Origin of the sequence: Bradyrhizobium australiense (assembly GCF_013114825.1) — a bacterium.
GTDB classification, from domain to species: Bacteria; Pseudomonadota; Alphaproteobacteria; order Rhizobiales; family Xanthobacteraceae; genus Bradyrhizobium; species Bradyrhizobium australiense.
Map to the genome: position 1 here is coordinate 54545 of NZ_JAAVLX010000015.1, position 13490 is coordinate 68034.

11 protein-coding genes are annotated in these 13490 nt (G+C 63.6%); 6 read left to right on the forward strand and 5 right to left on the reverse strand.

The features are described from left to right. Window positions 1-82: 82 nt before the first annotated feature. Window positions 83-1186: an NAD(P)/FAD-dependent oxidoreductase gene (locus HCN58_RS32730; protein ID WP_171583474.1), complete on the reverse strand. Its 1104-nt coding sequence runs from the start codon at window positions 1184-1186 to the stop codon at window positions 83-85. A 258-nt stretch (window positions 1187-1444) separates the two neighbouring features. On the opposite strand from HCN58_RS32730, the gene HCN58_RS32735 reads away from it, so the two are divergent. The 3 genes from HCN58_RS32735 (at window position 1445) to HCN58_RS32745 (ending at window position 6719) form a co-directional block, all read left to right on the forward strand. After that, on the forward strand, window positions 1445-4150 hold the full coding sequence (locus tag HCN58_RS32735; RefSeq protein WP_171583475.1) for a sensor domain-containing protein: 2706 nt from the start codon (window positions 1445-1447) through the stop codon (window positions 4148-4150). Between the two features lie 77 nt (window positions 4151-4227). Next, the gene (locus tag HCN58_RS32740) at window positions 4228-5688 is read left to right on the forward strand and encodes a glycerol-3-phosphate dehydrogenase (RefSeq protein ID WP_171583476.1); all 1461 of its coding nucleotides are present in this window, start codon (window positions 4228-4230) and stop codon (window positions 5686-5688) included. Between the two features lie 14 nt (window positions 5689-5702). Then, complete coding sequence (locus HCN58_RS32745; RefSeq protein WP_171583477.1) at window positions 5703-6719, forward strand: adenylate/guanylate cyclase domain-containing protein; 1017 nt, start codon at window positions 5703-5705, stop codon at window positions 6717-6719. Window positions 6720-6747: 28 nt separating this feature from the next. On the opposite strand, the gene HCN58_RS32750 is transcribed toward HCN58_RS32745, so the two are convergent. Next, the gene (locus HCN58_RS32750) at window positions 6748-8052 is read right to left on the reverse strand and encodes a tetratricopeptide repeat protein (protein WP_235984093.1); all 1305 of its coding nucleotides are present in this window, start codon (window positions 8050-8052) and stop codon (window positions 6748-6750) included. A gap of 37 nt (window positions 8053-8089) precedes the next feature. Next, on the reverse strand, window positions 8090-8590 hold the full coding sequence (locus HCN58_RS32755; protein WP_171583478.1) for a GlcG/HbpS family heme-binding protein: 501 nt from the start codon (window positions 8588-8590) through the stop codon (window positions 8090-8092). A gap of 247 nt (window positions 8591-8837) precedes the next feature. On the opposite strand from HCN58_RS32755, the gene HCN58_RS32760 reads away from it, so the two are divergent. The 3 genes from HCN58_RS32760 to HCN58_RS32770 are packed head-to-tail and all read left to right on the forward strand — an operon-like array spanning window position 8838 to window position 11664. After that, window positions 8838-9938, forward strand: a complete 1101-nt coding sequence (locus tag HCN58_RS32760) for an ABC transporter ATP-binding protein (protein ID WP_376701249.1) — start codon at window positions 8838-8840, stop codon at window positions 9936-9938. Continuing rightward, a complete protein-coding gene (locus tag HCN58_RS32765) occupies window positions 9935-10849 on the forward strand; it encodes an ABC transporter permease (protein WP_171583480.1) in 915 nt (304 codons plus the stop codon). The genes HCN58_RS32760 and HCN58_RS32765 overlap by 4 nt, the downstream gene beginning before the upstream one ends. Then, complete coding sequence (locus HCN58_RS32770) at window positions 10849-11664, forward strand: ABC transporter permease (protein WP_171583481.1); 816 nt, start codon at window positions 10849-10851, stop codon at window positions 11662-11664. The genes HCN58_RS32765 and HCN58_RS32770 overlap by 1 nt, the downstream gene beginning before the upstream one ends. A 30-nt stretch (window positions 11665-11694) precedes the next feature. Here HCN58_RS32770 and HCN58_RS32775 read toward each other — a convergent pair whose 3' ends face one another. Both HCN58_RS32775 and HCN58_RS32780 read right to left on the reverse strand, forming a co-directional pair. Further along, complete coding sequence (locus HCN58_RS32775) at window positions 11695-12546, reverse strand: carbohydrate ABC transporter permease (RefSeq protein ID WP_171583482.1); 852 nt, start codon at window positions 12544-12546, stop codon at window positions 11695-11697. Further along, the gene (locus tag HCN58_RS32780; RefSeq protein ID WP_171583483.1) at window positions 12543-13415 is read right to left on the reverse strand and encodes a carbohydrate ABC transporter permease; all 873 of its coding nucleotides are present in this window, start codon (window positions 13413-13415) and stop codon (window positions 12543-12545) included. Before HCN58_RS32780 ends, HCN58_RS32775 begins: the two co-directional genes overlap by 4 nt. Between the last annotated feature and the right edge of the window lie 75 nt (window positions 13416-13490).

Here is a 13490-nt window from a genome sequence, read left to right on the forward strand (position 1 = left end):
TAGTCCAGCAGAGTATCGAATCCCCACGCGGCCGGATGGGCGCCGATGCGCTCGTCCGCCCGTCGTTATGCTGCGGCCTCCGTCACAGCTCCGCCAGCGCGCCGACACGATCGGCGATTGCGAGTGATGACGTCAGTCCCGGCGATTCGATGCCGAACAGGTTGATCAGTCCGGCGACGCCGTGATCGGAAGGACCCTGGATCAGAAAATCCTGTGTGGCGACGGCCGGCGGCACGATTTTCGGCCGAATTCCGGAATAGCTCGGCATCAGCGCGCCGTCCGGCAGCGTCGGCCAATAGCGCCGTATCGCGGGATAGAATCGCTCGGCGCGGGCGGGATCCACCGCATAGTCGATGCTCTCGACCCATTCGACGTCGGGGCCGAACCGCGCCTGTCCGGCCATGTCGAGGGTGAGGTGCACGCCAAGCCCACCCGGCTCCGGCACCGGATAGATCAGGCGTGAAAACGGAGCCCGCGCGCTGCAGCTGAAGTAATTGCCCTTGGCAAGATAGGCGCAGGGAATCATTTCGATCGGCATCCCCTCGATGCTGCGCGCCACCGCAGGCGCGCTTAAGCCCGCCGAATTGACGAGCAGGTTGCACGCAAGGGTCATAGGCGCATCGCCGCCGGCCTCGATTTCGATACGACCGGCATTGGCTCGGGCGTGCAGCAGCGGCGTGTGGAACGCGAAAGCCGCGCCGGCCGCCTCCGCATCACCCCGCAGCGCCAGCATGTAAGCGTGGCTGTCGATGATGCCGGTGGACGGCGACAATAGCGCCGCATCGCAATTCAGCGCCGGCTCCAGTTCGCGCGCCGCTTCGCCCGTCAGCAACTGCATGTCGTCGACGCCATTGGCCTCGGCATGCGCACGGATCGATTGCAGCTTCTCGGTTTCCTTCGGCATTGTCGCCACGATCAGCTTGCCGCAATTGCGATGCGGAATGCCGTGGTCGCTGCAATATTGGTACAGCGCGCGCTTGCCGCTGACGCACATCTGCGCCATCAGGCTGCCGGCGCGGTAGTAGATGCCGGCATGAATCACCTCGCTGTTGCGCGAGGAGGTGACGGTACCGATGCCCTCGGCGGCCTCGAGCACGATCACTTCGCGGCCCGCCTGGGCAAGGCGCCGTGCGACCGCGAGCCCGATCACACCCGCTCCGATGACGACGCAATCGACCTTGTCCATGTCAGCTTCGGACCCAAAAATCTGGCGTGGGTATCGGCGTTTGCCCGGCTCGGCGATCATCGTTCCGTTCGGTGAAGCCGTCGAACAACCCGTTGGTTTGCCTCGAAATACGCAGTAAACGCAGTCCCGTTAGTGAAGCATTAATCATGTCGGGCCAATTGCCGTAATTTGGGTCATATTTTAGAATTGCACGGGTAGTCATTTACCCGATCCAAACCCGTCAAGCCAGACACTCCGCCCGCAAACCTTGGGTGGGTAATGGCTGACAGCAACCGGCAGGCAGGACGGAAGAATTCGATTCCGGCACGGGCCCTCGTCTGTCTGCTCGCCACGGCTGTGCCGTGCGGACTGGCGTGGGGGGCCACACCCTCCAGCGGCTTTGCCCCGGCGAGCTATATCGGGCAATTCGATTCCACTATGGTATGGGAGTTCCTGATCGGCGGGATCGTCGTCGCCTCCTTCCTGGCCGCAACCGGCATCTGGATTTTGTCGGCGTTGCGCGGGGCGAAGAGCGCCCAATTGCAGCGCAGCGCATTCATCAGTTCGGCGCTCAACAATCTCAACCAGGGCGTGATGATGACCAACGCGCAGAACCGCGTGGTCTTCTGCAACGACCGTTTCCTCGAAATTTACGGGCTCAGCCGCGCCGAGATTTCGAGCCGCATGACCGGCCGCGAACTGCTCGAAATGCGCCGCGCAAGAGGGTTACTCAATCTCACTGTCGAGGAGTTCAGCAAGTTTGCCCGCCGCCCGGAAGGCGTCGTCACCGAACTGCCGAGTGGGCGATCGGTGTTGTCGAAGATCTTCCGGCTGCCCAATGGCGGGACGATCGGAACGCATGAGGATTGCACCGAGCAGCGCCAGCTGTCACGCAAATTGGCATCGACCACCAAGTTTCTGGAGTCGGTGCTCGACAACGTTCCGGTCTGCGTCGCCGCCAAGAACATCGAGGACGGCCGTTATATCTTCGCCAACCGCGCCTTCGAACGCTTCTCGCGCTTCTCCCGTGACCATATCATCGGCAAACGCGCCGACGAAATCTTCCGGCCCGAAACCGCGAAGAGCATCGAGGCGGCGGACCAGGCGGCATTGATGGCGCCGGAAGGCTATCACCGCAGCGAATACATCGTCGAACGAGGCGACGACAACCGCGTTCTCTCCTCCAACCGCGTGGTCGCGCGCAACGAGAACAACAAGCCGGAATTCCTGATCACGCTGTTCGACGACGTCACCGAGCGACGGTCGCTGTCGCGCGAACTCGAAAACACCAAGAAATTCCTCGAACTGGTGGTCGACAACATTCCGGTGTCGCTGATCGTGGAGCGCGTCAGCGATGGACGGTACCTGCTCGCCAACCGCAGCGCCGAGACCATTCTCAATCGCCGCCGCGAGGATGCCACGGGCCTGACCGCCGCGGACATCTTCAATCCGCGGGAAGCCAAATTGATCATTGCGCGCGACGAAGCGGCGATCAAGAAGCGCGGCCTGCTCACCGAAGAGCACCCGATCTCCACCAAGGACGGGCTGCGGCTGTTCCTGACCCGCCGCATGACGGTGCTCGATGAGGCCGGCGAGCCGCAATATCTGATCAAGACCCATGAGGACGTCACCGATCGCCGCCAGACGGAGTCACGGATGGCGCACATGGCCTATCATGACGGCCTGACGGATCTGCCGAATCGCGCCGCCTTCCTGCAGGCGCTGGCCCAGATGATCGAGGCCTGCGCCGGCACGGACGAGGAATTCGCGGTGCTGTGCGTCGACCTCGACGGCCTGAAGGAAATCAACGACGTGTTCGGCCATGCAACGGGCGACAAGCTTCTGATCGAGGTTGCGGGCCGCGTCCAGGCCTGCGCCCGGGGCGGTGTGGTGGCCCGGCTCTCCGGCGACGAGTTCGGCCTGATCATCGACGGCAAGCAGCCGGAGGCGGGCAAGGCGCTCGCCGAAAAACTGGCGCAGACGCTGTCGGACGAATTCGTGATCGATGGCAAGTCGGTGCGGACCGGGGTAACGACCGGCATCTCGGTCTTTCCGCATAATGGTTCGGATGCGGCTTCGTTGCTGGCCAATTCCGGCGCGGCGCTGTTCCGCGCCAAGGCGAAGTCGCGCGGCTCGATCAGCATTTTCGAGCCGGAGATGGACCAGCAGATCCGCGATCGCCGCGTGCTGCACCAGGACCTCTCGATGGCGATCAGGAACGGCGAATTGTCGCTGTACTATCAGCCGCAGGCCGCGGCGGGCCCGACGATTGCTACCAGCAAGGTCATCGGGTTCGAGGCGCTGGCGCGCTGGATACATCCGGTGCGCGGCTTCGTTTCGCCCGGAGATTTCATTCCGCTTGCCGAAGAGAGCGGCCTGATCGTCGAAATGGGCGTCTGGATCCTGCGCGAAGCCTGCCGGGAGGCCGCCTCCTGGCCGGTGCCGATGCAGATCGCCGTCAACCTGTCGCCAGCGCAGTTCATGCATGGCGACGTGGTCAGCCTGGTGCATTCGATCCTGCTCGAGACTGGCCTCGCGCCCGACCGGCTCGAGCTCGAAATCACCGAAGGCGTGCTGATCGAGGATTTTGACCGCGGTCTTGCGTTGCTGCGGCGGCTGAAGGCGCTCGGCGTGCGGATCTCGATGGACGATTTCGGTTCCGGCTATTCCTCGCTGAGCTATCTGCAGGCATTCCCGTTCGACAAGATCAAGATCGACCGCGCCTTCGTCATGAATCTCGGGCGCAATCCGCAATCGGCGGCGATCGTTCGCGCCGTCATCGATCTCGGCCACGGCCTCGAAATGTCGATCGTTGCCGAAGGCGTGGAGACCCAGGAACAACTCGGCTTCCTCGCCGACGAAGGCTGCGACGCGGTGCAGGGATATCTGCTCGGCAAGCCGCAGCCGATCGGGCACTACGCCGTGCTGGTCGGCCGCAGTGCCGCCAATGAGATCGAGACTACGCGCAAGCTCGCCAGCGCCTGATTCCAGCGGCGGCATCCACTTTTAGCCATCATGCCCTAGTGTAGTGAAGTCAACTTCTCTCCAGTCACCCATGGCGTATGGCGGACTACGATCTCGCGATCATTGGCGGCGGGTTGAACGGCGTCAGCATCGCGCGCGACGCCGCCGGGCGCGGCTTGCGCGTGATCCTGCTGGAGCAGGGCGATCTCGGCGCGGGCGCCTCGTCGGCCTCGCCGCGGCTGATCCACGGCGATCTGGCGAGCCTCGAGCGCCGGCATTTCTTGCGGGTTCGCAGGGCGCTCGCCGAGCGCGACATCTGGCTCCGGATCGCGCCGCATCTGGTGCGCCCGATGCGCTTTGCTATCCCCGCTCATTCGGATGAGCGCCCGGACTGGCAGTTGCGCTCATGGCTTCTGCTATACGACCGGCTGGCCTCGCGCAGCGGCCTGCCGGCCTCGGCGACTGTCGACGTCACGCATCACCCCATCGGCAATGCGCTGAAGCGGCCGTTCGGCACCGCCTTTGAATATTCCGACTGTGTCGTGGACGATTCCCGGCTGGTGGTGCTCACCGCGGTCGATGCCGCGGTGCGCGGCGCGGTGATTCGTACCGGCGCGCGCTGCACCCGGGCCGAACGGGGCAAGGAATGGCGGCTGGTGACGATCGATCGCGGCTTTCGCCAGGTGATCACGGCAAGGGCGATCGCCAACGCCAGCGGCGCCTGGACGTCGTCCGTCGCCGAGACCGTGTTGCGCGTGCCGCCGCCGAAGGTTGCAGCCGTGCAGATGGACCAGATCGTCGTCCGCCGCCTGTTCGACAGCGACAACATCTATGTCTTTCAGAACAGCGATGGACGGCTGATTTTCGCCAGTCCCTATGAACGCGATTTTACCCTGATCGGCACCGCCAGCCATGCCTTCAAGGGCGATCCTGCCATCGTTGCGATGGCGGCGAACGACGTCGCCTATCTCTGCGATGCGGCGAACCGTTATTTCCGCGAGCGGATCGAGACGGTCGACGTGGTGCGTACGCTGTCCGGAGCCAACATGGTGCGGAACGCGGCCAGCGGCCGCGACGGGGCGATGACGCTCGACCACGAGCGCGCCGAGGCGCCGCTGCTCACGATGTTCGGTGGCGACGTCACCACCTCGCGGCTGCGTGCCGAGCGGGCGGTCTCGAAACTGACGCCGTTCTATCCGATGTCGCCGCGCTGGACCGCGAAGGCGCCGCTGCCCGGCGGTGATTTTGCCTGGGACCGTTTCGACAACGAAGTCGAGGAGTTGCGCGAACGCTGGCGGTTTCTCGGCGACGATCAGGCGAGGCGTCTGGTCGGCGCCTACGGAACAAACGCCAAGGCAATCCTTGGCGACGCCAAGGAGCGCAGCGATCTCGGCCCGGCCTTCGGGCCAGAATTGACGGGTGCTGAAGTGCGCTATCTCATGCAAAAGGAATGGGCGCGCTTTCCTGATGATATCCTGTGGCGGCGCTCGAAGCTCGGCCTCACCATGTCGTCCGCGGACCGCGAGGCCTTGGCAGCATTCATGGCGGCGGCCACGTGAGCAATGAATCGCATATGCATCGCTCCATTATCCCGACTGCAGTCGTCGCCGCGTTCGGCATGCTGTTTGGGATGACCCTTCGCTACCTCCTGGACAGTCCGCTGGAAGCGACCGTGGCGAACTATCTGCGAAGCGGCCTCCACGGTATGGGCGTAGCACTTGCCGGCTGGGCGACCCACCTCTATTTTGCGTCGCGGCGAAGTGACTGGATCAGCAGATGGCCGCTGCTGATGGATCTGGCAGTACGTTCCGCAGCCACGGCCGTTGTCATTGCTTTAGCCGTTCTGAGTCTGGAGCCGCTGCTTTATTGGCATCGAATCGAGGCCTACTGGCTGGTTGAAAAATTTCCCACGATTGCTGCGACTGCGTTTTTCGGGGCCCTGCTCGTTGGAACGATTTTTGAATTGACGCGACTGGTCGGCAGCCGCGTGCTGTTCAACGTAGCGCTCGGGCGATACCGAAACCCGGTGCGGGAAGCGCGCGTGCTGATGTTTCTCGATCTCGCAGGTTCGACCTCGCTCGCCGAGACGATGGGAGAGTTGCGCGTGCAAGGCCTGCTCACCCGGTTCTTCTTCGACATCGATGGTGCGATCGTCGCGCATGGCGGCGAGGTTCACGCCTATGTCGGCGATGAGGTCATCGTGACCTGGCCGCTCGATGACAGGATGTCGGGGGCACGCTGCATCGACTGCTTCTTCGCGATTGCCGACAGCATAGCGGAAAGAGCTGATGCCTACAGGCAGGAGTTCGGCATGGTGCCGAGTTTCCGCGCCGGGCTGCACGCCGGTCACGTGGTCATCAGCGAGTGCGGCGATTCACGCCGCCAACTTGCCTATTTCGGCGATACCGTGAACGTGACGGCGCGACTGCAGGAGCACTGCAAGGAGGTCGGACGGAATTTATTGGTATCTGCCGATCTCCTGCGCCACATGAAACTCAAGCCCGTCTTCACCGCCGAAGCGCTTGGAAAGGTTCGCTTGCGGGGAAGGGCTGCGGCAATCGAGGTGTTTTCCGTCGAGCGACGTACCTGATCGTCGCGACGCTTGATCTCGCCTAGTTTTACTGCGCTTGCCGCGACCAGGCCTCGTCGCGCGCCGAAGGCCGGCGGTCGAGCCGGGCCGTGATGCGACCGGCCGCCTTTTCGCCCTGGCCAGCGCGCAGGTACGCCACGATCAGCGTGTCCTCCCACAATTCGCGCTGGGCGTGGCTGCCGCCGATCCGCGTCAATTCCGCAAGGGCCGGTTCGAGCAGGCGGATCGCGTCCGCATTGTCGCCTTGCGCAAACGCGCGGATTCCGCGGCAGAGGTCGATGGCAGCCTGGCCCGGCAACAGCTTGCCGTCGGCTGCGCGCGCTTCGAGTTGCGCCAAGCGCGCATCCAGCGCGTCGCTGCCGGTCACCGCCGCCGCCAGCGCAAAATGCACGTCGGCAAAATGCGCGCCGGCTTGCGGAAAGTACTTTTCTCCGTAGGCGGCGATATCCCGCCAATGCGCCTCCAGCCCGGTCTGGCCGGCCAGCGCCAGCCGCCACAGCAGCGAGGCGCCGTCGGTAAAAATGTTCAGCGGCGGATACGGCCGGCCCGCCGGCTTGATATGCTGCTCGTAAATCGCGAGCGCACCGTCGAGATCGCCGGCGTCGAGCAATGTCAGCGCGACATGCCAGGCCAGGTGCCCATGCAGAAAGCTCTGGCGGTCATGCGCGGGCATCCATTGCGAAAGGAAGCTGCGGCCGGCCTCCATGTCACCCTGCTCGAACATCGCATGCGAGAGGCCATGCGCGGCATTGGCATTGGCCGATCGGAGCTCCATCGCGCGTTCGGATAAGGCCCGGCCGGTGGAGAGATTTCCCGCCTCGGTGTGCGACCAGCCGAGGTAGCTGACAAACCACCAGTCCTCGCCATAATGCCGTGCGTGGCGTTCGCAGATCGCGAGCTTGGCCGCGTCGTGATCGGGACGGCCCGAGAACGCGTAGAGACCGAACGCGCCGAGCAGGATCGACAGCACCTGCGCGTCGCGCGGATATTCTTCGAGATGCGCTTCGGCGGCGGTCACCGCGACCTTCGGCTTGCTCTCGATCACGGCGGCGATGATCTCGATATGACTTTTTTCGCGCGGGCTGGCGCCGCCGGCCAGTTCACGGGCCTGGGCGGCAAGAGCGCGCGCCTTGCCGCCTTCCATGTTGAGCTGATGCAGCCGGGCACGGCCGATATGCGCCAGCGCAAAGCCGGGATCTTCCGCAATCGCTTTGTCGAACGCATCCTCCGCGCCATGCCAGGCCGACAGCATGCGGTCGACGCCCTCGCGATAATGCGCCGCGGCGCGGTCCGAGGCGGTTGTCAGTGGAAGATCGTACCTGTCCCGGTTCATTGTTCTTGTCCTTGGGCGCGCGATGGCATCGTCACGTCTAGAAATCGAGCTTGTCGCGTATTGCATCGATACCCGCTTTGGCGCAGGCTTCGTCCGCATCGCCGCCGGGAGCTCCGGAGACGCCGACAGCGCCCACCAGCGAACCTGCCGCTTCGATCGTCAGCCCGCCGCCGATGATGACGGCGCCGGGCAGGTTGCGGATTCCGGCCTGCATCGTTCCGGGCTGGCTCATGGTATTGAGTTCGGTCGTGCTGGTGCGAAAGCTGACCGCCGTCCATGCCTTGCCCGAAGCGGTTGAAACAGTATGTGCGCCTGCAAAGCGGTCACGGAGCAGCACTTGCGTGACGCCAAAACGGTCGACGACGGCGACCGTCACCTGAAAGCCGTGATTTCGGCAATCCGCCATTGTGGCGCGCGCCAGATCGAGCGCCAGCTCGGGGCTTAACGACTTGTAGGTGACGAGGGCTTCCTGGGCGGTGGCCGAGCTGGCGAGCAGGGAAGACATCACCATCGCGGCCAGCAGATTCCGAACGTTCATCACATCCCTCCCGATCATTCCTAGCACGCGCGGTGGCCGGCTTTTTGCAAGCTTCAAACCTTACCAGAGACCGGAGCTGCATCCAGAATATTGTGGCTGCTTGTCGCGGCCCGGTTGAGCGGATGGCAATCCGCCGCTAGCGTGCGGCCATGACGCGCAGGCAAATGGCATGAGCAGGCAATCGCCTGAGATCGACATAGCGAAAATCGATACGGCAACGCCCGTGGCGCCGGCCGCGGCGGCCGCCATGCCGCTACTCCGCATCGAAGGGGTGTCCAAGAAATTCGGCAGTTTCCGTGCGGTGGACCGGCTCTCGCTCGACATCAAGGCGGGCGAGTTCTTTGCGCTATTGGGCCCGAGCGGCTGCGGCAAGACCACGCTGCTCAGGATGCTTGCCGGCTTCGAGACCCCGGACGAGGGCCGGATCCTGCTCGGTGGCCGCGATATCGCGCCGGTGCTGCCGCATGAGCGTCCCGTCAACATGATGTTCCAGAACTACGCGTTATTCCCGCATCTCTCGGTCCGGGACAACATCGCGTTCGGCCTGAAGCGGGCCGGGATGGCGCGCGCTGCCATCGATACCCGCGTGGGCGAGATGGTCGCGCTGGTCAAACTCGAGGGCATGGAGAAGCGCAGGCCGGATCAACTCTCCGGCGGCCAGAAGCAGCGCGTGGCGCTGGCGCGCTCGCTGGCGCGGCGGCCCAAGGTTCTGCTGCTTGATGAACCCCTGGCCGCGCTCGACAAGAAGCTGCGTGAAAGCACGCAGCTCGAACTGATGGAACTGCAGCGCCGTCTCGGCATGACCTTCATCGTCGTCACGCACGACCAGGAAGAGGCGATGACGATGGCGAACCGGATCGGCGTGATGGATGCCGGCCGGCTCGAACAGGTCGCCACCCCGCGCGATCTCTACGAAGCGCCCGCCTCGCGCTGGGTTGCCCAGTTCGTCGGCGACGTCAATCTGTTTGACGGTGAGGTCACCTCGCGCGAACAACGTCACCTGACGATTGCGACCGGCGACGGCGGAGCCATTGTGGTCGCCGAGCCAAGTCAGCCCGTCACCGAGACGGCGGTCTCGGTCGCAATCCGACCCGAGAAGGTCAAGCTGTCGCGCCACGGCCCGGCGTCGGACGCGGGCAGTTCGCAAGCGATCAACCGGTTCGAAGGCGTCGTCACCGATGTCAGCTATCTCGGCGGCTCGACGGTCTACAAGCTCAAGCTGGATTCCGGCGCGGTGGTGCGCTCTTCGATGGCCAATGCCGCACGGCTCGATATCGACGTCTTGAGCGCCGGCCAGCGCGTGGTGGCGTGGTTCGCGCCTGACGATTGCGTGGTGCTGGAACGATGAGCGCGCGCCGCATCTTCGCGCAGCCGGCGCGGTATGGCGCCATCGCCCCATATCTGTGGATGGTGCTGTTCTTCCTGGTGCCGTTCGGCTTCGTGCTGAAGATCAGCCTGTCGCAGACCGCGATCGCGCAGCCGCCCTATCTGCCGGTGTTCGATTTCTCCGAAGGCTGGACCGCGATCAAGGCGGCCTTCGCGCAGTTGTCCGCCGACAATTTCAGGCTGCTGATCTCGGACAGCCTCTACATCAGCTCCTATCTGCGCAGCCTCGCCGTTGCCATAACCTCGACATTGATCTTGCTGTTGATCGGCTATCCCATTGCCTATGGCATGGCGCGGCTGCCGCAGCGCTGGCAGGCGATTGCGATGATGCTGGTGATCGTGCCGTTCTGGACCTCGTTCCTGATCCGCATCTATGCCTGGATCAATATTTTGCAGCATGACGGCCTGCTCAATAAAATCCTGCTCGCGCTGCATCTGGTCTCGTCGCCGGTGGTGTGGCTGTCGACCGACACCGCGATGTATCTCGGGATCGTCTATTCCTACCTGCCGTTCATGATCCTGCCGCTCTATGCGACGCTTTCGAAGATGGATCCCTCGCTCCTGGAAGCGGCAGCCGATCTCGGTTCGTCGCCGCGGCAGGCGTTCTGGCTGGTTACATTTCCGCTGTCGTTACCAGGGGTCGGCGCCGGCGCGCTGCTTTGTTTCATCCCGATCGTCGGCGAGTTCGTGATCCCGGATCTTTTGGCCGGCTCCGGCTCGATGATGATTGGCCAGACGCTGTGGCTGGAATTCTTCACAAACAAGGACTGGCCGGTCGCGGCCGCTGCCGCGGTTGCGTTACTGGTGCTGCTGGTACCGCCGCTACTGCTCTACGACCGGCTGCAGCGCCGCACGTTAGAGGGCGGCCGCTGATGGCGCAACGGGTCGGCAGGATATCGCCATTCAACATCACGGCGCTCGCGCTGGGGATGGCGTTTCTGTACCTGCCGATCGTGATTCTCATCATCTATTCGTTCAACGCCTCGCGGCTGGTCACGGTGTGGGGTGGCTGGTCGCTGCGCTGGTACCATGAGTTCTTCAACGATCGCGCCATGCTGGATGCCGCCTGGATGAGCCTGCGGGTTGCCGCGGTATCGGCCACGATTGCAACGCTGCTCGGCACGCTGGCGGCGGTGGGGCTGGTTCGCGGCGAACGCTTCAAGGGGCGGGCGCTGTTTTCCGGCATGCTGTATGCGCCGCTGGTGATGCCCGAGGTGATCTCTGGGCTGTCGCTGCTGCTGCTGTTCGTGGCGCTGAACGCCGAGCGCGGCTTCTGGACGGTAACGATCGCCCACACCACGCTGACGATGTGCTTCGTCACCGTGGTGGTGCAGTCGCGTCTCGCCTCGCTCGACCGCAGCCTCGAGGAAGCCGCGATGGATCTCGGCTGCAACCCGGTGCAGGCGTTTCTTCGCGTGACGCTACCGCTGATTCTGCCTGCAATTGCCGCAGGCTGGATGCTGGCCTTCACGCTCTCGCTCGACGACGTCGTGATCGCGAGCTTCACCACCGGCCCCGGCTCGGCAACGCTGCCGATCCGGATCTATTCCGAAGTGCGGCTTGGGGTGAAGCCGGAGATCAACGCGATCTGCACCATGGTGATTGCGCTGATCGCGGTGCTGATCGTGATCGCTTCGCTCGCCTCGAAGCTGTCGAGCTCGCAAGGCGAGAGCGCGGCGCCGCCATAGGCGCTGGCGCTTCTCGCAACGCCGTAAGCCTCACGACTTCACGGCGCCCGCCGTGAGCCCGCCCACCATGTAGCGCTTGAACGCGTAGTAAATCGCGGCCGGCGGCAGCGCGTAGATGAAGCCGGTGGTCATCAAGAGTTCCCAGGGCGAATCGTCGGCGGCAAGGAAGTTGCCGAGTGCCACGGGGAGCGTGATCTCAGTATCCTTCGACAGCAGCAGGAATGCGTAGAGATATTCGTTCCAGGCGAGCAGGATCGCGTAGGTGCCGATCGCTACCAGCGAGGGCATCATCAGTGGCACATAGACCAGGCGGAACAATTGCAGCGTGGTGGCGCCGTCCATGGTGGCGGCTTCATCCAGTTCGACCGGCAGCTTGTCGGACGCCTGCTTCAAGACCCAGATCGCGTAAGGGGAGGCAATCGTCACCATCGCGAGAATCAACGACCAGTGATTGTTCAGGAGGCCGTAATTGCCCATGGTGCGGTACATCGGCACGGCGAGGAACGCCGCCGGGATAAAGTAGGTGAACAGCGCCAGATTCATCACCCAGCGCCCGCCGGGGACGCGCAGCCGCGAGATCGAGAAGGCCGCGGCGGTCGCGATCAACAGCGTCAGCGCGCCGGCGGAAAGCGCGATCACCACCGAATTCCAGAACTGGATCCAGAAGTCGCGCAGGAAGTAGTGCTGCTGATGGAACACGATGCTGAAATTGTTCAGCGTCGGATGATCAGGCCACAGCTTTCCGGAAAATGCATCCTCCTTCGGCGAGATCGCGAACAGGAACATGTGATAGATCGGCACCATGGTCCAGATGAACACGGGAATGCCGATCAACAGCAGTTTTGCTTCGGTGCCGACTTCGCGGAGTGTGGGCAGCTTCATCGCGACAACCGTTTCATCATGAAATAGACCAGCGGCAGCACGAACGGCAGCGCGCAGACAATGGAAGCCATCGCGAGCGAGAGCTGGTCGAGCCGGAGATAGCGTATACCAAGCGTGGCCAGCACATGGGTGAGGTCGGCGGGGCCGCCGCCGGTCAACAGATAGACGCTGTTGAAATCGCCGAGCGTCCAGATCATCGAGAGAAGCGTGCAGGTGATGTAGAGCGTCTGCATCGACGGCCAGGTGATATAGCGGAATTTCTGTGACCAGCTCGCGCCGTCGACCTCGGCGGCTTCATAGAGATCGTGCGAGATCGCCAGCCGCCCGGTCATCAGGATCAGCGTCCAGAACGGCAGCGATTTCCAGATGTGCACGCCGATCGCCATGCCAAGCGCGACGCTCGGATCGTTCAGCCAGTTCGGGCCGTCCTCGGCGGTGAACTTGAAGATCAACTGGTTGATCACGCCCCATTCCGGATTGAGCATGAAGCGCACGGAGAGAATGGTCGGGATCGACGGCACCGCCCAGGGCAGGATGAACAGCACCGACAGCCATTTGATCCAGGTGCGCTGCTGCGCGAAGAAGCCAGACAAAAACAGCGCGATCAGCATTTTGACGTTGATGCCGATCAAAAGGAAGATCAGCGTATTGACGGCGGCGCGCGCGAAGATCGGATCGTGCCAGAGCGCGACATAGCTCGCCGGATGCCGTGCCAGCCATAGGCCGTAGCCCACGGGGTAGACCACGAAGGCCAGGAACACCAGCAGATAGGGTGCGAGCAGCACGATGCCCCAGACCTGCGGCGTCGTCAGCCGGGCCGACAGCGGCGGGCTTGGTATTGCGTGATCGCCCGAAAGCGTGATTGCCATAGATTTACTCTCAGAACGATATGCTGGCCGCGACTACGCCGTCGTCCCTGCGAACGCAGGGACCCATAATCACAG

Excerpts from the sequence above, each read along its gene's own strand:
- HCN58_RS32760 (WP_376701249.1), top strand. The coding sequence starts at position 8,838 with ATGCCGCTACTCCGCATCGAAGGGGTGTCCAAGAAATTCGGCAGTTTC.
- HCN58_RS32730 (WP_171583474.1), bottom strand. The coding sequence starts at position 1,186 with ATGGACAAGGTCGATTGCGTCGTCATCGGAGCGGGTGTGATCGGGCTC.
- HCN58_RS32755 (WP_171583478.1), bottom strand. The coding sequence starts at position 8,590 with ATGAACGTTCGGAATCTGCTGGCCGCGATGGTGATGTCTTCCCTGCTC.
- HCN58_RS32770 (WP_171583481.1), top strand. The coding sequence starts at position 10,849 with ATGGCGCAACGGGTCGGCAGGATATCGCCATTCAACATCACGGCGCTC.
- HCN58_RS32735 (WP_171583475.1), top strand. The coding sequence starts at position 1,445 with ATGGCTGACAGCAACCGGCAGGCAGGACGGAAGAATTCGATTCCGGCA.
- HCN58_RS32745 (WP_171583477.1), top strand. The coding sequence starts at position 5,703 with ATGCATCGCTCCATTATCCCGACTGCAGTCGTCGCCGCGTTCGGCATG.
- HCN58_RS32780 (WP_171583483.1), bottom strand. The coding sequence starts at position 13,415 with ATGGCAATCACGCTTTCGGGCGATCACGCAATACCAAGCCCGCCGCTG.
- HCN58_RS32750 (WP_235984093.1), bottom strand. The coding sequence starts at position 8,052 with ATGAACCGGGACAGGTACGATCTTCCACTGACAACCGCCTCGGACCGC.
- HCN58_RS32765 (WP_171583480.1), top strand. The coding sequence starts at position 9,935 with ATGAGCGCGCGCCGCATCTTCGCGCAGCCGGCGCGGTATGGCGCCATC.
- HCN58_RS32775 (WP_171583482.1), bottom strand. The coding sequence starts at position 12,546 with ATGAAGCTGCCCACACTCCGCGAAGTCGGCACCGAAGCAAAACTGCTG.
- HCN58_RS32740 (WP_171583476.1), top strand. The coding sequence starts at position 4,228 with ATGGCGGACTACGATCTCGCGATCATTGGCGGCGGGTTGAACGGCGTC.